The organism is Adhaeribacter pallidiroseus (genome assembly GCF_003340495.1).
Classification (GTDB): domain Bacteria; phylum Bacteroidota; class Bacteroidia; order Cytophagales; family Hymenobacteraceae; genus Adhaeribacter; species Adhaeribacter pallidiroseus.
The window spans coordinates 5,911,092-5,927,935 of the sequence record NZ_QASA01000001.1 but is presented as its reverse complement, the minus strand read 5'-3'; the positions used below and the strand labels follow the sequence as shown (position 1 = coordinate 5,927,935).

Genomic DNA, 16,844 nt, shown 5'->3' with positions numbered 1-16,844 from the left:
CTTAGCTGTTTTTGTTTTTGACTTTCTTCTTAAAACGTACCTTATCAGCTTTTAACAATCAATGACTCCAATCCTCAATTATACCGAATGGGTGAAAGCCGCCGCCGTCGGAGAAACTACCGCCTGGAATAAGCTACATCGCACTTTTTACCCGGGAATGTACGTAATCGCACTTCCTATTTGCCGTAATCCGGAGGTGGCTTCCGATGTGGTGCAGGAAGCCTTTATAAAGGCTTATCTTAAACTTTCTCAGCTAAAGGATTCACAAAATTTTCCTGGTTGGCTCCGGCAAATCGTCACCCACATGAGTTATCGGGCTTTAGTGCGTCATCAAAAAAATACTTCGTTAGAAAGCTTGGCCCTGGAAAAAGAAGCATATTGGGAAGATGAGATGAACCGGCAAATGGAGCAGATTTCTTCCCAAAACCAGCTTTACAGTGCCTTGGCGCAACTACCCGATGTGCTGCATAGCACCTTGGTACTGCGCTATTTTTCTAATTATCAAACGTATGAACAAATCGCCGCTATTTTGGCGGTGCCGATAGGCACCGTGAGAAGCCGCCTGAGTGAGGCCAAACGCAAGCTGGAAGAAGCGTGGAAAAAACACGATGATGCCAGCGATGTTCATCTCCGGGAAAACGAAGAGTGGAATAGTTTCTACCAATCGCTTTACGGGGAGATGCACGCACAGGAAAGCAGCAAAATTAAATTTATAAATCATTTGCAGCATAGCCAGATTTTGTTTCCAAACGGCAAAAGTTCTTCCGGAGGGCAGGTATTAGAAAATATGGTGGAGGAAGATCGCCGGGTAGGTAGCTGGTTGCAACCGGTCCGGGTTTTTAGCAGCGGCCGTGTCTCGGTTATCGAAGCCCAGCACTTTAATTCCAGCGAACACCCGGATCATTGCCCGCCTACGTCGGTAGCTATTATTAACCGGGATAAAGGCAAAGCCAGTCGGGTCTTTTTTCACCCATCGGAAAAATAAATTTAAATCAACACCGAACTTTAGAACCAGATGCAGTCTCTTAGGAAAAAAAACAACATGAAAATTCTGATTCTAGGAGCTTCCGGTGCTACCGGCCGCCATCTGGTCCGGCAGGCGTTGGAACAGAAACACCAGGTTACCGCTTTTTTGCGTAATCCGGCAAAATTAAAAGTTTCTCATCGGGCTCTAACCTTAGAGCAAGGGAATGTGAGCGATTTAGTTAGCGTGCAACGAGCCATAGCCGGACAGGAAGTAGTGGTTTCGGCCTTGGGCGCGGACCATATGTTTCAATTAGACCAGGCTTTACTGGATGGGATGGCCAATATTATCAAAGCCATGCAATCGAGTAACGTCCGCCGCTTAGTCTATTTATCTACTTTAGGCGTATCAGAAAGCCGGAACGATGCGGGATTTATAATCCGAAATTTAGCGCCTACCCTCTTGCGAACCGAAATTAAAGGCCACGAGGTTAGAGAAAAAATGATTTGCGAATCAGATTTAGAGTGGCAAATTGTACGGGCACCCATTTTAACGAACGGCCCCCTCACCAGAAAATACCGAAGCGGCGAAAACTTAAAATCCAACCGGTTTGCCCCTGCCTTATCCCGGGCGGACATCGCGGATTTTATGTTGAGCCTGTTAACCGATATGCGTTATCTGCGCCAACCAGTGCGTCTGATGCCCGCTTTAAAGTAAATTTTTAAATTTTTCTTTTACCATGAACACAAATCTTTTGGCTGTAATTGTGATCGGTGCCGGTCATGCGGGACTGAGCGCCAGCTACTTTCTAAAACAACACCGAATACAGCACGTGGTATTGGAACGCGGCTTAATCGGGGAATCCTGGGCGTCCCAAAGGTGGGATAGTTTCCGGATGAATACGGCCAATAAGCTAAATACCTTACCCGGCTGGGAAACCGATGAAACGGAGCCGGACAGCTTCGGAACGGCTCAAAATTTAGTGGCCTCGATGAAGCAGTACGTTCAAAATTATGGTCTACCGGTACTGACGAATACAACGGTTATAAGCCTGCGTAAAGCTCCTGGGTCCGAATTATTTGAAATACAAACAGTGCAAAATGGTAGTACCAAAACCTACTCTTGTTGGCAAGTAATTGTAGCATCGGGAGCGCAAAGTCAAAAACAACCAGCAAGGTTAGCTGGTAAGATCGATGCGAAAATCAAGCAATTACACAGCAGTGAATACCGAACCGCGGCTGATTTACCCGCAGGCGGTGTGTTGGTGGTGGGAAGTGCGCAATCGGGTTGCCAAATTGCCGAAGACCTAATCCTGGCCGGGCGAATCGTTTATCTTTCTACCAGTAGAGTGCCCCGGTGCCCCCGGTATTACCGGGGCAAAGATATTATGGATTGGCTGATCCTCACCGGATTTTTCAACGTCCGATCCGAAGATATCGCGGACTCCGCCCAACTACATGTGCGAACACCGCTGCTGAAGGGCAACGACAATGGCCGAAAAACCTTGAGTCTGCAGTCTCTGGCACGCAGTGGAGTTATCTTATTGGGCAAACTACAAGATGTAGTAAATGACTTTGCTTACTTTTCAGAAGATGCCGGGGCACATGTAAGTTTTGCCGATGAGTTCTCTGCACAGGTGAAAGGTTTTATTGACAACTTTATTGCCGAGAAACATCTGCCCGCGCCTACGGCAGAACCAGACCCCGACGATGAACCCGATAATTCCTTGAATTTGTCCGGCCACCCAGGTTCTATCCAGTTCCGTAAGGAAGGCATTTCCACTATTATTTGGGCAACGGGTTTTCGGCCGGCTATGGCGTATATTCAATTGCCGGTTTTCGACGAAACGGGTAATCCGGTGCACCAACAAGGTAAATCCTTGGTAAAAGGCTTGTACTTTTTGGGGCTTCCCTGGCTCAGAAACCGGAAGTCGAGTTTGCTACTTGGTATTAAAGAAGATGCTCAGTTTATCACAGGCTGTATTAACACCTTGGTTCAGAAGCAAACTATGGTGGGGAATCAGCCAGATTAATTCTCATCCTTGTTAAACAACCGGATTTTTTAAAATTAATAATTAGTTTTTTAGTACTAAAGAACTATACCTATTCCGCAGGGTCAATGTAAAAAGCAGCATCGAGCTCGTAAATTTCATGAATCTTGGAACTGCCTAATGGCATAGAGTCTAATCCATTTATTTTATTATTTACTTTTTTATTTTCAAATTTTATGAGTTTCCTCCTTTATTCCTTTAAAAACATTTTACTCTACCTATTGCTCCTGGTGGTTGGCTTGTACGCCGGTATGCACTTTTTCCACGAAATGTGCCCGGTGGAAACGCAATTAACGCCTTTGGAGTATGGCCGTTACTGGAAAATAGTGGACGGTACTTTTATGCACCGGCGCATGGGAGTTATGGGACCCTTGATGATCGGGCTATTTGTGGTGAATATAGCCTTACACTTAAAAAATTGGGAAAGCCCTACTCTTCTTTTACTACTGCTCTCCTTTATAATGTTCTTGGTAGATGTTGGCTTTACCCTTACCCAACAGTTGCCCATTAATGCATTCATAAACCAACTGGACTTAGCACACCTCACCCCAAAGAGCATGACTGAACTAGCACGCGCTCAAACAACATCAATTAGTAATTTTCAAAACCGGTTGGTATTGGCCCTGGTTTCCTTTGCTTCCCTTTCTATTATTCCTTTTAATCAGAAAGCCGCTTACCGAACAGAAATTTAAAAATATCCGGAATGGTAAGCTTATAGCATTGTGCCCTGCATGAGCAAAGACTGCATCCTTTACTTATCTCTAAACCGTAAAAAAGTTATTTTTTTTAAATTCCTATAAAAAGCCTCGTTAATATTAATGAGCTTTTTATCCAGCCTATTACCCGCCCTGGTAACTTCTCCCACATTTGTTTAGGAAGAAGTAATCCCCCAATATGGGGATGGGATACTCTTTTAATTTTACAAGGTGCCTCTTTTACTTACAAAATCACCACTATTGGGGATTGTCGCTAAAGACTAATTTACCGCTATTTGCCCGATAAAAATTTAAAAAAACACATGAAAGCTATTGAATTTAGGGCAAGCCTTGTGACTAGAAAGTATGGTAAGGTATTGATGGGCACCGATGCTCTGGATCGCACCATTGTTAATCCTGTTTTTAAAGATACCGCATCATCTGTTTGCTAAACCTACCTGTTTGTTTGAATATGTTTATTAAAAAATTTTACCGGCTCATTTCCGTGATCATCTGCATTCTATTAGTATATATTTTTGTTGGGCAATTTATTCATCGTTATGTTTTCCCGGAACCGCTTCCCCATAATACCATGTACCCGGTTGCGGGAGACGTGATTACCAATCCATTTGCCGGGGAGCAAATCACTTTTCTTAAAAGCGGGATAGAAACCAACGGAGCGTATTCTTTACGGGAATTCCGTCTCAAACCGGGCGGAGCCGTGCCCCGCGCCCACATGCATACCGACTATGATGAAACGTTTAAAGTTATACAAGGAAGTCTAACGGTGATCTGCAACGGCTCGGAGCACGTACTTCAGCCGGGCGATTCCTTGACAATCCCCAGAGGCACGGCTCACCAACCGGTTAGTAAAGGAAATGAGGAAATTGTTACGATTAATCGAGTCGTCCCGGCTGCTAAACATGATCTAATGCTGGCCCAGACCCACGGATTCTTTACGGAAAAAGACCGACCCAGATCAAAAGCAGAATTTTTTTTACAGGCCATGCTCTTTGTTGATTATTACCGAACCTACACCGCCGATATTCCTATACTGGCCCAAAAAGTTCTTTCGTTTCTTCTGGCGCCAACGGCGAGGCTCTTGGGCTACCGGACCTGGAAACCGCAATATTCCAAGAAATGGAAAAAACCAATATAATATTGCTACCCGGAGCGAGTTTAACCCGGAGGTGTACTTTAACCAGTATGGTGCTCACCCGAGTAGCTTATCTCCGATGCGTTGTGGAAGGAATAATCCCCACAATTGAGGATAGATTAATTCGCTGATTTTACAAATTTCTACTTTTTCTTACGAATATCCCCGTTTTCGGGGATTGCTGCTTAAGGCTAATTTCCCGCTCTTTGCCAAATAATAATCTCATAAACCCATGAAAGCAAACGCAGTTATCTCCCATCCAGATACCAAAAAGAGTAATAAAGTAATGACTGGAACAGATGAAAATCCGGGACGTACCATCGTTAATCCTATTTTTAAAGATACCGCCACCTTTATAAAAAGGGCGGTGGAAACCGATGGAAAATACAGCGAGTGCGAAGTAACTCTTTTACCAGGGGGCAAGAATGTACCGCATATTCACCGAAAATACAGCGAAACCTTTACGGCGTTAGAAGGAAACTTAGGAGTAAAGGCAGGTGGTAAAACAGTTATTCTGAAACCCGGCGAAACATTTACCGTGCCGATTGGAGTAGTTCATTATTTTTTTAACCCCGGTCCGGAAACCATCCGGTTTAATCTAGTTCTCTCCCCTGGCTTCGAAGGTTTTGAGTACATGCTGCGCATCTTGTACGGCCTGGCCCAGGATGGACAAACAGATAAAAAAGGCTTGCCCAAGAGTTTAGCCCTGACTGCTTTAATCGCCGAAATGGGCGATACCTCCTTGCCCGGTATATTCGTACTGCTTGCTCCTCTACTTAAGTTTCTGGCTGCCCGGGCCCGCAAACGCGGAGAGGAAGAAAGGCTAATGAATAGGTATTGTAAAAACTTAGTTTAATGCAAATTCGGGGGAAGCAGCACGTTTTTTAAGCCATTTTGATCTAGTTGTTCTTCCTAGCTTCATGCCGCTGTTTCATACAAAAAATTTAAAAAATTATTGCTGGTTGATGCGCCATTAAAATCATCTTTCCTTGCCTTAAGGGAAATGTACCTTAAAACGTTACGCTGAACTGGGGCCGGCCCGGCCCATTATACCCCCAGGGCACCTTTAACATTTAAACAGTAAACAATTAATTAATTTTATGAAAACAAAATTTTTGCCCTTTTGGGCAACCGGAATTCTATTGTCTTTTTCGTTGCTCACCTCCTGCGAAAAAGATTTAGAAAAACAAGTACCTAATGCCGTAAAAGATAGTACCCCAAACGATAGCACTTCTGTATTTAAAAAAGGTACTTTCCGGGGTATACCCATCACGTACCAGGAAGTAAATGGCCAGGCTATTCTGGAAGGAGATATAGCACTTACCGCTGAAGATTTATCGGAGAGTACGACCAGCCCCGTTGCCCGCACCAGTGGCGCCGGCATGGCCAACAAGAACTACCGCTGGCAAAATTTTACCATCCCTTACGAAATAGAGCCGGGCATGCGGCAGGATATTATCCAAAAGGCAATTGCTGCCTGGGAAATAAGGACCCCACTCGACTTTGTAAAACGGACAAATGAGAAAGACTATATAAAGTTTGTGAAAGACCCAAATATCAACTTATCCAGTGTCGGCCGGATAGGCGGTCCGCAAAACATCTGGTTAGTAGATGACTGGAGCCTCCGGGTGGTTACCCATGAAATCGGCCATGCCATTGGCTTATTTCACGAACACATCCGGCAGGACCGGGAAATTTACCTCACCATCCACTGGAACAATATCAAGCCCGAAGCAAGGCCCTATTTTAACCGCTGGCCGGCAGGATATGGATTTGATTTAGGCTCTTTCGATTATCAGTCGGTAATGATGTATGGTCCCTTGGTTTTTTCGCAAAACAACCAGCCAACCATGACCCGGAAAGACGGGCAACCTATTGACCCCAGCACCACCCCGACAAGTTTAGATGCCCAAACCGTCATTTCGATGTACGCGAACCTCTACATTGTTAAGGGAGGTTCTCTCTTCGCGGTAAATGTAAAAGATGGCAGCATGGCCAACCTGGGTCCGGGCTGGGATGGTGCCGCGAAAACGCTGGCCGAAGACGATCGCTACATCTGGGGCATGCAAGGCCTGAACTTATGGAAAACAAACCGCTTTAATGGCGCCTACGAAAAGGTGGGGAACGGTTACTGGGAAAACCCGGTGGGCGTAACGGGGAAAGATCCGCAGGGTAACTTATACGCCCAGCAAGGCATCCGGCTCTGGAAGATTGATAAATACGGCAATCATACCCGCCTGGGCGGACCCCAAGCCCTGGAGAACTGGAGCGGCACCCAGGCCATTTACTACCATAAGAATTACGTGTACATGATTTGGAAAAATGTTTTGTACAAGATTAACACCACTACGGGTAAACCGGAAATGAATATAACCGGCCAGTCTTGGTACGATGTAAAAGGAATTGCCGCCATGGACGGCACCTCCGACGAAATTTACGTGTTGCGCGGCGATCAGCTGTTTCGGGTGAATGTGGCAACCGGCGCGGTAACGGGTGGCGCAGTTTTCCCCGGCACCACGCTAATGACTGGTTATTCGGGCAAACTGTACCTCATTAGCGGTACTAAGTTATTCAGCGTAAACGTGTACGGCGAAAAGCAGTCAATCGGTTCTGGTTTTCAAGGTTCTACTTCCATTGGCGCTACCACTAATCCGGCTCTTCTGCAATAAAATTTAAAAAAATCTCATCCTCCGGGCTACTCTGGTCCAGAGGAACTAGCAAACAATTAAATCATGAAAAGAAACAACCATCTATCCGCATTTTTCTTGCTACCCGGCATTTGCTACCTAACGGAGTTCGTGGTGTGGTCTTCTTATCCGCCAAGCCACTCGCTGAATGCTATTTTGGGTGGATTATGGACGCTGGGCCAAATAGGTATTCTCCTGATCTTATCGTATTTGTACCGGTGGAAAATTGCGAGCGGCAGCAAATGGAAAGCATTGGGCGTTTCGATTGCCGCGGCCGGGGCAATTTCCTATTCCATTAATTATTTTTTCGGTTACTGGCTGCACATGAATACCAAAATGTTCCTGCCGCTAGGTGCTTTATTGTCGGGAATCGGGATGGTGGTTACGGGCATTCAGGTACTGGTGGGTAAACGCTGGCCGGGCTTCAAAGGCACCTTGCCGCTGTTCGTGGGGCTTTATCCTTTTCTGGTGATGTTCCCGCTACTGGTTATTACCGGCCACCCCGACCTGGTGGCGATTATGGGTTGGGGTGTGCCTTGGTTATTTCTGGGAATTGGCATGGCTACCGAAAGAAGCACTTTAAAAACAAGACCTCAGTACGAGTATTAATTCTTGCGGAATCAAGCAGTGGCGGGAAAAATTCTAAGCGTTTTGCTGCGAACCGGCTTTATCCAGGGGCTGCTATCTAACCCTACTAAGATGACTATTACCCCGATGCATTTTATTCGTTTAATTTTATTATTCACCTTTTTTTTAAATTTTAATCAAGTTTTTGCCCAAAAAGGCGTGGCTACTACTTTTTCCACCATCGATGCTTTATTAGCCGGCTTGTATGAGGGCACCTTTACCGTGAAGGAATTAAAGCAACGTGGCAATTTTGGTATTGGTACATTTCACAGCTTAAATGGTGAGCTGCTAATGCTGAACGGGAAAGTATACCAGATTCAGGCGGATGGTTCGAGCCAGGAAGTACAGGATACTACCCGCATTCCGTGGGCAACGGTCTCTTTTTTCCAAGAAGGGCAACAACACCATTTACCAGACGATCTAACGTATACTTCCTTCCAAAAAGAAATGGACAAGGTGCTCGCTTCCCCTAATTTATCCTATGCTATCTGGGTGGAAGGTGTTTTTTCGATTAAGGTACGCAGTGTTCCGGCGCAAACGAAGCCTTATCCCAAAATGACCCAAATAGTGGATCAACAATCGGTTTTTAATTACCAAAATATAAGGGGCACCCTGGTAGGTTTTCGAAGCCCCGCTTATGTAAAGGGAATAAATATACCGGGCTTTCACCTGCATTTTTTATCGGCCGATGGAAAACGGGGCGGGCATGTGCTGGACTTTATAATGGAAAGGGGTACGGTTCAAACAGAAAAATACCACGAATTATCGTTGGTATTGCCTACTAATAAAGCTTTTCTGGAAGTTGACCTGGTCACGGATAAAACAAAGGATCTACAGCAAGTTGAAAAATAGAGATATTTCATTTTGCCCCCGATTGGCAAATAGCTTTGCTACCTAGGTAAATAGCTTGCTTTTAGCCCACTTAGCATCTGTATTTAAGTAGTTGGTCGTTTTTAGTTGGTCGTTATTCGATTGTTATAACTTTAACCATAAATTACTTAAAATCAATATTTTACCAACTTAATTTTGTCCAAGTACTTAGTTGTTGCCAAGTTTCTCCATTTTAAAAATTTAGGCACTTTCCACTTGGGCAATGGTCCTCTTGCCCAGTCCAATAGCAGCAAGCAGCAATCGTTAATTTCTCTCACAGAGTTGAATGTAAATTTAGAATATCTGTCATACAATTTCATCTATAAAATACGTGATGCAAACAATCCATTTAATAAAAGCCGGAACCGGCAAGTATTTTCTGTTGGGTTCCGATCTGGTTATCGTAAAAGCCGGCAGCCAGGAAACTGGCGGAACAATGCTGGTATTAGAAGTAACCGTACCTGCCGGCGGAGGCCCGCCCATGTTGCACCGGCATGTATACGCCGAAACCTTTTACTTCCTGAAAGGCACCTTTCTCGTTAGTACCACGGATAGCCATTCACGGATACGGACGCAACTGGTACAACCCGGCGATGTGCTGTCTATTCCTTCCATGGCGTGGCATAATTTTAAAAATGTGAGTGATACCCCCGGGCGTTTTCTGGTAGTGCACAGTTCTCCGGTAATGGAAGGCTTGCTGCAGGAATTAGGTCAGCCTTGGGAGGATTCTTCCTTTTTGATAGCTGAGGAGGTGCCTCCTACCCCGCAGCAATTGCAGGCCATGCGGCAGGTTCTGGAAAAGTACATGGAGTTTCTGCCCCCGGACCAACTCACCCGGTAATTTCCATAGGAATTTTTAAAAATTAAGTCAACAATTGCTTGAACACCTTTGGGTAAAGCCTCCATTTTATCGGGGCAGTCCAGGATAGATTTATCTACCAACTGTCCAACTTAAGAATAGCTTTTACCCAAGCATTTGCCACAGCAGATTTTAGATCCAGTATTTATTCCATTAATTATAAACATTAAATCATTTTAAACAAGCTGGTATTGCGGCCGGTGAAAAAGCTACGGTGCCAAAGAACACTTGGCTTGCCTGGTCTCATACAACTAAAGAAAAGTTAGTATGTGATTTAATTCTGAAGCCGGAAAACAGAGGTTTTGAAAAAGCCTTGCAGGCCGGCTATGGTCTGACTACGGCTGGTTTGATTCAACCGAATGGCAGGCCCAAAACTTCTGGCATCTGGCCTTGCTGGTGGAATTGTTGGATACCAGAATTGCCGGAGGCTTAAGTGTTTTGAACAGCCTGTCAAAACTTTAAATAATGGCAATTAATTATTAACAAATCTTCCAAAATTTTTAAAAATCTAACTGTTCACCCGAACAACCCTTGAAAAATTAAAGGGAGGTATCATTTTTTCTTATACTTAAAATCACCGTTATGGAAAGAGCTTACAACTATATTCACATTTTCTTTATGAGTATCTTTTTTGTTGTCGTATGGGGATTCTGGAAAACATATATCGTGTCCTTTCCCACTTTCCAAGGGTTTGGATATACGCACCACATGCATGGACTACTGATGATGCTGTGGATCTTTATGCTTATTGTTCAGCCGCTATTGATCAGGTCCGGAAAGCTGTCGCTGCACAGGGCAGTCGGTAAAGCATCTTATTTTGTGGTGCCATTGCTGCTTCTTTCCATTTTTATGGTTGGCAAGATTAGTTACAACAAAATGATTGCCGTATCACCACAGCAAGCCATTGCAAGCCTAGCGCAGATCATTCCTGCCCTCTTGGCCTTTGCTGTTCTTTATGGCCTAGCCATTTGGAATAAAAAGAAATCCCGCATTCACATGCGGTATATGTTGGGAACCTCCCTGCTTATGATTGGCCCGGCGCTAGGCAGGGTGCAAATTATATTTTTCAATGTACCGTTTCTGGATGCCGTTGACTATGCTAATTACCTTATAATAGCTATTGCTTTCCTGCTGTTGATAACAGACATTTTTCAGAAAAAGCCTGTTGCGCCGTATTCCATTACCGTGCTGGTGATGGTATTGGGGCACCTGGCATGGCAGTTCCGGGATGGCTTTTTATGGCAGGCCGTTGGGGAAAAGTTTGCTACTATTTTTTATTAAACTTTACCATGTCCACAACCCGGCGATGTGCTGTCCATTCCTTCTATGACCTGACACAAATTCAAAAATGTAAGCGATACCCCCGGGCGTTTTCTAGTATTGCACAGTGCTCAGGTAATGGAAGGTTTGTTGCAGGAATTAGGTCAGCCTTGGGAGGAGCCTTACTTATTAATGGCTGAGGAGGAACTTCCTATCCCACAGCAATTGCAAGCCATGCGGCAGGTTCTGGAAAAATACATGGAGTTTCTGCCACCCGAAAAACTCCTGGTTTAATTCCTGCTAAATTTTTAAAAAATGTTGCGACAGCTGCTTGAACTCTTCTCGCGAGAGCTCCTATCCTTATAGAGATTGTTTAAGACAGATTTATTTACCAACTGCCACAACAGAAGTTAGCCATACAACAAGCCGTAGCCGCACCAGATATCCGGATTCATTATGCACTTCATCTATTATAAACTTTAAACCATTATAAACAATCCTATCATGCATACAAATAACACCCTTCCAAGACGATTTTACAATCCCGTCCAGAAAGATTACGTGACCTTTTTAGAAACCTCCGGGGAAAGTGGCGGCAAACGTACCCACGGTTTGTTGGAAGTTGCACCCGGCGGCCAGGTAAATCCGCATTACCACAATACCTTTTCGGAAACATTTATCGTACGTTCCGGAACCCTCCGTTTGCAATTAGGCCACAGCAAGCTGGTATTGCGGGCCGGTGAAAAAGCTATCGTGCCAACTAATACGCGGCATGCTTGGTCTAATATATCCAAAGAAACACTGGTGTGTGATGTAATTCTGGAGCCGGGAAACAGAGGTTTTGAGAAAGCCCTGCAAGCCGGCTATGGCCTGGCCACTGATGGTCTAATGCGGCCCAATGGAATGCCCAAAAGTATCTGGCACCTGGCCCTGCTGGTAGAATTATCGGAAACCAAAATTGCCGGAGGTATCAGCCTGATGAATGGTTTGTTCGGGTTGATGGCCAAAATAGCCCGCAAGCTGGGCAAGCACAAGGATTTAGAAAAGTATTATCAGCTCTATTAATCTTAACACCCATGAAAACCAGCAATATGTTACCCCTTGCCATATTCCGTCTCCGGCTCACCTTTCTCTACACTTTACTTGGATTAATGCTATCGGCAGGCTTAATGAGCTGTGAAAAAGAAGACGTAAAACCCCAGCCGGAAAAAACAGACCAGTGGGTGCTCGACCGCTTGTATTTTGGCCGTTCCATGCCTAACGGAAAAGAAGTATCCGGGAAGGACTGGAATTTATTTGTGGACGAAGTCATCACGCCCCGCTTTCCGGATGGCCTCACCCAGTGGGAGGCCGCTGGTCAGTGGCAGGAAGAAGATGGGGTTATTACCCGGGAATCTACGTTTATCCTGGAAATTGTCCATCCGGAAGGTAAAACCGATGATGCTAAACTAAATGCCATTATCCAGGAGTACAAAAAACGCTTTCAACAAGAATCGGTATTGCGCATAACGCATCCGGCCGCGGTAGAATTTTAAAATTTCTTATTTTTTAACCTATATAAGTAGTTGGTCGTTATTAGTTGTTCGTTGTTCGATGGTTATTATCTTAAAAATCAACTACCTAATCGAACCTGTCCATCTATTTAATTTTGGCCAAGTACTTAACTTCGAAACCAAAGAACCAGTTACGGGTTTAAACGTGCTTATTGCTTTATCGGGCAGGCTACAATCACCCATTCTCATTATGAGAAAGTAATAAAATTTTATTATCTACTAATAAGGGTAGTTATAGCTTTAAGGTATAACTATCCTTATTAATCATACCCAAAACTCAGTCAAAATTTAAATTCCAAAACAAGAATTAATCACATTAATCAAAACTCAAGAACAATGGAAAACTTACTGAAAAAATCACAGACTTAAACAATATGGTAGTAGAAGGCAAAATGATGGAGGCTTGTGAAAAGTATTACCACGAAGAAGTGATTAGGCAGGAGAATAACACCGAACCCAGAATTGGCAAACTGGCTAATCAACAATTTGAACTGGAATTTTTATCGATGCCCTGTTCGTGGATGGAGTGCAGATAGTAAGTAAGAAGTTAGTAGTACTGCCATAGCATTTCTCATGAAAGACAAAATGGAAATAAAAGAAATTATTGAAATTGAAAATAAATTATTACAAGGAATACAAACGAGTGATTTAGCATTATTAGACAAACTCCTCCACAACGATTTGTTATTTATAGCCCCAAACGGACAGGTGGTAACCAAGGAAATGGACTTGGCTTCTCACCAGGCGGGTGAAATGGAGGTGGAACAGTTAACAGCCGAGTTTGAAGACATAAAAATAATTGGCGATAACGCCATAGTAGTAGTGGTTTATGATACCAAAGGAAAGATGTTAGGAAATCCTATCCTGGGTCAATTTCGCTACATCAGAGTATGGAAAAAGTTCTCTGACGGTTTAAAAGTAATCGGAGGAAGTTGTTTTAAGGTGTAATCATCTCAGAACCGTGACCGTTTTCCTCAAAAAAGCCTCCTGATAGCCTAATTTTTTAAATTTTCAGGCATTCAGCACAGGCTCAATGATTGTAGGGGATGTTTATTAAAAATTGCCGAAGCAATGCGCTGCTGTTCATGGCTCAATCGGCCGCCTTCCACCAAACTGCCCGTTACTAAACCCAGTATTCCGCAAGCTGCGGACAAATTGCTGTACAAAATAGCTTTAGCTGGTTTCCTATTCAGGAGCAAAAACAAAAGATTTTGATTAACTGCAAAGCAATACAAATCAGATAAAACTTTAAAAAATCAATCATTTTGACAACAATTCAACCAACCTTGCCCAACGAACGCTACCAATTGCTGGATGTTTTGCGGGGCTTTGCCTTGCTCGGGGTGCTCATTGCCAATATGGCCACGCTCTCCGGCTATGCGTTCTTGTCGGAAGATGCGAAACAAGCATTCCGTTCCTATACTATTGACCATTTCGTTAACAGCTTCCACTTGCTATGGATCGATGGGAAATTTTATTCTCTCTTTTCCATGCTTTTTGGAATCGGCTTTGGTTTACAGCTGCAGCGATCCTTAACCACCAACACTAACTTTAAATCTTTATTCCGGAGACGGCTGCTTATCTTATTATTCCTGGGCTTATGTCACGCCATCTTCTTGTACCCGGGCGACATTCTTACGGTGTATGCCTTGTTGGGCTTTGTGCTCTTATTGTTCCGGAATTTTTCAAATATAAATTTACTGCGAGTGGCTTTTATTTTGCTGTTGCTGCCCTTGGTTCAATACGCTATCATTTGGGCAGTCCATCTCGCCCATCCGCCGGTTCCCAAACCGGCGGGCCCCCGCATGCTGGATCAGATGATCCGCATGTTCCGGACCGGAAGCTACCTCGACATTATAAAAGCAAATATTGGCGGATTAATCTTCGGGCGGTACCCCGATCTTTTTTTTACCGGGCGCTTTTTTAAAGTATTGGCCATGTTCCTGATTGGTTTTTACGTTGCCCTAAATAAGATTTATGCCCAGGTGCCGGAATATCGCTCCCTTTTTAAAAAAGTAATACTTTGGGGATTAATCATCGGGATTCCGTGCAACCTGGTGCTAGCCACTATTGTAAACATAAGTGATTACAAGGAACTTAAACCCTTAGGAATTATTCAACCGTTGGCCTATGCGTATGGCATACCGGCTTTGTGCCTGAGCTATGCAGCTATTATAGCCTTACTATACGACAAGCCAGCCTGGAAAAAGCGATTAGCTTTTTTTGCTCCGGTGGGCCAGTTGGCCCTGACCAATTACCTCCTGCAATCGTTGATTTGTGTGTTTATTTTTAAAAGTTACGGCTTCGCGTTGGAAGCGCAGGTTGGCCCCACGCAACTATTACTCATTGCCTTGGCTATATACAGTTTGCAAGTGTTTTTAAGCCATAGCTGGGTCCGGTACTTCCGTTTCGGTCCGGCCGAATGGCTCTGGCGCTCGCTTACTTACCGAGCGTGGCAGCCCTTCCGGAAAAATCAAATTAGCAATCAATCTATAGCTGTAAGCTAATGCCTTTACAGCCATTTGCCTCTGACTAGCAAGCTTAAAGTACTATTTACAAAATAATCCGATTGCTTTCCCTTTCTTAAACATTCTTAACATGGCCCGCTCAAAATCTTAAATCAAGGGCTTCAATTTTTAAATTTTTATCAATCTTCCATTCTTATGAGAATCATTTACTTGCCTGTTTGGGCAACCAGGCTCTTATTGGCCAGTTCATTACTAAGCAGCCTGCTGGGCTGCCGGGAGCCTGACCTGTTTACCAGTCACGGAACCAGCCAAAGCGTCCATCGGCAGGCAATTGCCGCAGAAGAAAAGCGGGTACCAGCCGAGTGGGAAGCCCACGAGTCTATCTGGATGGCTTGGCCTACCTATCATAACAAACACGACTGGGATGCGGAAGCTACCTACGCCCAACTGCTCCAAGCCTTGATTACTAAGGTGCCCGTGGAATTGTGCGTGGCGGATGCGGCCATGCAGCAAAAAGTACAAGCCTACCTGCAAGCAAAAGGCATTGCCGCTGGCCAGTTCGGATCCAGGATCCGATTCCGAATTATGAACTACCAGGACATCTGGTTACGCGACACCGGACCGATATTCGTACAGCAAGGAAAACAGTTGCTGGCCGTAGATTTCAATTTCGACGGTTGGGGTTGGGGTGGGTTTGTCAAAGACCCGGAATTTTCTGACTTTTTACAGTTAGAAGAGGGCGTAGATCGTTCCATCGCCCAAATGGTGAACGTTACTCCCGTGAAGTCGAAATTGACTTTGGAAGGAGGAGCTCTGGAATTTAACGGCCAAGGAACCGTGATTGTCTCGGAAGACGTGGTATTCCAGCGGAATCCTGGCTGGAACAAGTTGCAAGTAGAGGCCGAGTTCCGCCGATTGTTTAGCACGCGAAAAGTAATCTGGCTGACAGGTTTTATGGGCAACGATGCGCACCCGGTAATTAATTCCCCGTACCAAATGGCTGTTCAGGAGACTCCACAGCCTGTTTACACGCTCATGACCACCAATGGCCACACCGATGCGTTTGTGCGCTTTACCAGTTCCAATACGGTGCTTTTGGCCCAGCCCCCTTCCGAGCAGGAAGCCGCCCAGGACCCGGTAGTGGCCCAAAACCGCAAAACCTTATTGGAAGCGCAACGAGTCCTTTCTACTTCCACCGACCAGGACAACCAACCATTGCAAATCCGGTACATGCCCGAAACCCGGTCTATGCTGGTGAAGCTGGATGAACAGGACAAGATTTATCAATTGATGACTTTTTTAAATTTTGAACGGGAAGGCAAGACTAATATTGACCCAACCAAACCGATCACCGGTGTACTGGCCTCTAGTTACCTGAATTACTTAGTAACCAATAACCTGGTTCTGGTGGCTAAATACGCCGAACTCTACCCCGATATGGCGGCCAAAGATGCCCAGGCCATACAAGTGCTGCAGCAGGCTTTTCCAGGCCGGCAGGTAGTGGCCATTGATGCCCGGGCCATTAACGTAGGCGGTGGGGGAATTCACTGCATTACCCGGCAAATGCCGAAAACCGAGGTGCCCGCGCTATAAGCTAGATTTATTTAAAATTTTCCTGGTTTGTCCTGCTGTTCGCTTCCAGCTTAAACCTTTTT

General features: G+C 44.8%; 19 protein-coding genes. All 19 read left to right on the top strand.

The genetic code is table 11. The features are described 5' to 3' along the window. The first annotated feature begins 61 nt into the window (after positions 1 to 61). The 19 genes from AHMF7616_RS23680 to AHMF7616_RS23595 all read left to right on the top strand — a co-directional run bounded on the left by AHMF7616_RS23680 (position 62) and on the right by AHMF7616_RS23595 (position 16,782). On the top strand, positions 62 to 985 hold the full coding sequence (locus tag AHMF7616_RS23680) for an RNA polymerase sigma factor (RefSeq protein ID WP_115375140.1): 924 nt from the start codon (positions 62 to 64) through the stop codon (positions 983 to 985). A 57-nt stretch (positions 986 to 1,042) separates the two neighbouring features. Next, the gene (locus AHMF7616_RS23675) at positions 1,043 to 1,681 is read left to right on the top strand and encodes an NAD(P)-dependent oxidoreductase (RefSeq protein ID WP_158546242.1); all 639 of its coding nucleotides are present in this window, start codon (positions 1,043 to 1,045) and stop codon (positions 1,679 to 1,681) included. A 22-nt stretch (positions 1,682 to 1,703) separates the two neighbouring features. Then, positions 1,704 to 2,996, top strand: a complete 1,293-nt coding sequence (locus tag AHMF7616_RS23670; protein ID WP_115375138.1) for a flavin-containing monooxygenase — start codon at positions 1,704 to 1,706, stop codon at positions 2,994 to 2,996. A 194-nt stretch (positions 2,997 to 3,190) separates the two neighbouring features. Continuing rightward, positions 3,191 to 3,706 carry a hypothetical protein gene (locus AHMF7616_RS23665; protein ID WP_147275772.1) on the top strand — a complete coding sequence of 172 codons (516 nt, stop codon included), beginning with the start codon at positions 3,191 to 3,193 and terminating at the stop codon, positions 3,704 to 3,706. Positions 3,707 to 4,032: 326 nt separating this feature from the next. Next, positions 4,033 to 4,161: a hypothetical protein gene (locus tag AHMF7616_RS27600; protein WP_262511738.1), complete on the top strand. Its 129-nt coding sequence runs from the start codon at positions 4,033 to 4,035 to the stop codon at positions 4,159 to 4,161. Between the two features lie 20 nt (positions 4,162 to 4,181). Then, positions 4,182 to 4,868 carry a cupin domain-containing protein gene (locus AHMF7616_RS23660; protein WP_115375136.1) on the top strand — a complete coding sequence of 229 codons (687 nt, stop codon included), beginning with the start codon at positions 4,182 to 4,184 and terminating at the stop codon, positions 4,866 to 4,868. Between the two features lie 229 nt (positions 4,869 to 5,097). Continuing rightward, positions 5,098 to 5,721 (top strand): cupin domain-containing protein, encoded by a 624-nt coding sequence (locus tag AHMF7616_RS23655; RefSeq protein ID WP_115375135.1) that lies wholly within the window; start codon positions 5,098 to 5,100, stop codon positions 5,719 to 5,721. 244 nt (positions 5,722 to 5,965) lie between these two features. Then, positions 5,966 to 7,534 carry a M12 family metallopeptidase gene (locus tag AHMF7616_RS23650; RefSeq protein WP_115375134.1) on the top strand — a complete coding sequence of 523 codons (1,569 nt, stop codon included), beginning with the start codon at positions 5,966 to 5,968 and terminating at the stop codon, positions 7,532 to 7,534. 63 nt (positions 7,535 to 7,597) lie between these two features. After that, positions 7,598 to 8,161 (top strand): hypothetical protein, encoded by a 564-nt coding sequence (locus AHMF7616_RS23645; protein ID WP_115375133.1) that lies wholly within the window; start codon positions 7,598 to 7,600, stop codon positions 8,159 to 8,161. A gap of 90 nt (positions 8,162 to 8,251) precedes the next feature. Then, positions 8,252 to 9,031 (top strand): acetolactate decarboxylase, encoded by a 780-nt coding sequence (gene budA, locus AHMF7616_RS23640; RefSeq protein WP_147275771.1) that lies wholly within the window; start codon positions 8,252 to 8,254, stop codon positions 9,029 to 9,031. Between the two features lie 352 nt (positions 9,032 to 9,383). Next, on the top strand, positions 9,384 to 9,890 hold the full coding sequence (locus AHMF7616_RS23635; protein WP_115375131.1) for a cupin domain-containing protein: 507 nt from the start codon (positions 9,384 to 9,386) through the stop codon (positions 9,888 to 9,890). A gap of 600 nt (positions 9,891 to 10,490) precedes the next feature. Continuing rightward, entirely contained in the window at positions 10,491 to 11,189 is a 699-nt protein-coding gene (locus AHMF7616_RS23625) for a hypothetical protein (protein WP_115375129.1), read from the top strand. A gap of 117 nt (positions 11,190 to 11,306) precedes the next feature. Beyond that, complete coding sequence (locus tag AHMF7616_RS26560; RefSeq protein ID WP_158546241.1) at positions 11,307 to 11,462, top strand: hypothetical protein; 156 nt, start codon at positions 11,307 to 11,309, stop codon at positions 11,460 to 11,462. Positions 11,463 to 11,672: 210 nt separating this feature from the next. Beyond that, positions 11,673 to 12,233 (top strand): cupin domain-containing protein, encoded by a 561-nt coding sequence (locus AHMF7616_RS23620; protein WP_115375128.1) that lies wholly within the window; start codon positions 11,673 to 11,675, stop codon positions 12,231 to 12,233. 11 nt (positions 12,234 to 12,244) lie between these two features. Continuing rightward, positions 12,245 to 12,703 (top strand): DUF3574 domain-containing protein, encoded by a 459-nt coding sequence (locus tag AHMF7616_RS23615; protein WP_115375127.1) that lies wholly within the window; start codon positions 12,245 to 12,247, stop codon positions 12,701 to 12,703. A gap of 392 nt (positions 12,704 to 13,095) precedes the next feature. Beyond that, positions 13,096 to 13,257 (top strand): hypothetical protein, encoded by a 162-nt coding sequence (locus AHMF7616_RS26555; RefSeq protein WP_158546240.1) that lies wholly within the window; start codon positions 13,096 to 13,098, stop codon positions 13,255 to 13,257. A 37-nt stretch (positions 13,258 to 13,294) separates the two neighbouring features. Continuing rightward, complete coding sequence (locus tag AHMF7616_RS23610; protein WP_115375126.1) at positions 13,295 to 13,669, top strand: nuclear transport factor 2 family protein; 375 nt, start codon at positions 13,295 to 13,297, stop codon at positions 13,667 to 13,669. 317 nt (positions 13,670 to 13,986) lie between these two features. Further along, entirely contained in the window at positions 13,987 to 15,228 is a 1,242-nt protein-coding gene (locus tag AHMF7616_RS23600; protein ID WP_147275769.1) for a DUF418 domain-containing protein, read from the top strand. Between the two features lie 156 nt (positions 15,229 to 15,384). Then, on the top strand, positions 15,385 to 16,782 hold the full coding sequence (locus tag AHMF7616_RS23595; RefSeq protein ID WP_115375123.1) for an agmatine deiminase family protein: 1,398 nt from the start codon (positions 15,385 to 15,387) through the stop codon (positions 16,780 to 16,782). Positions 16,783 to 16,844 lie beyond the last annotated feature (62 nt).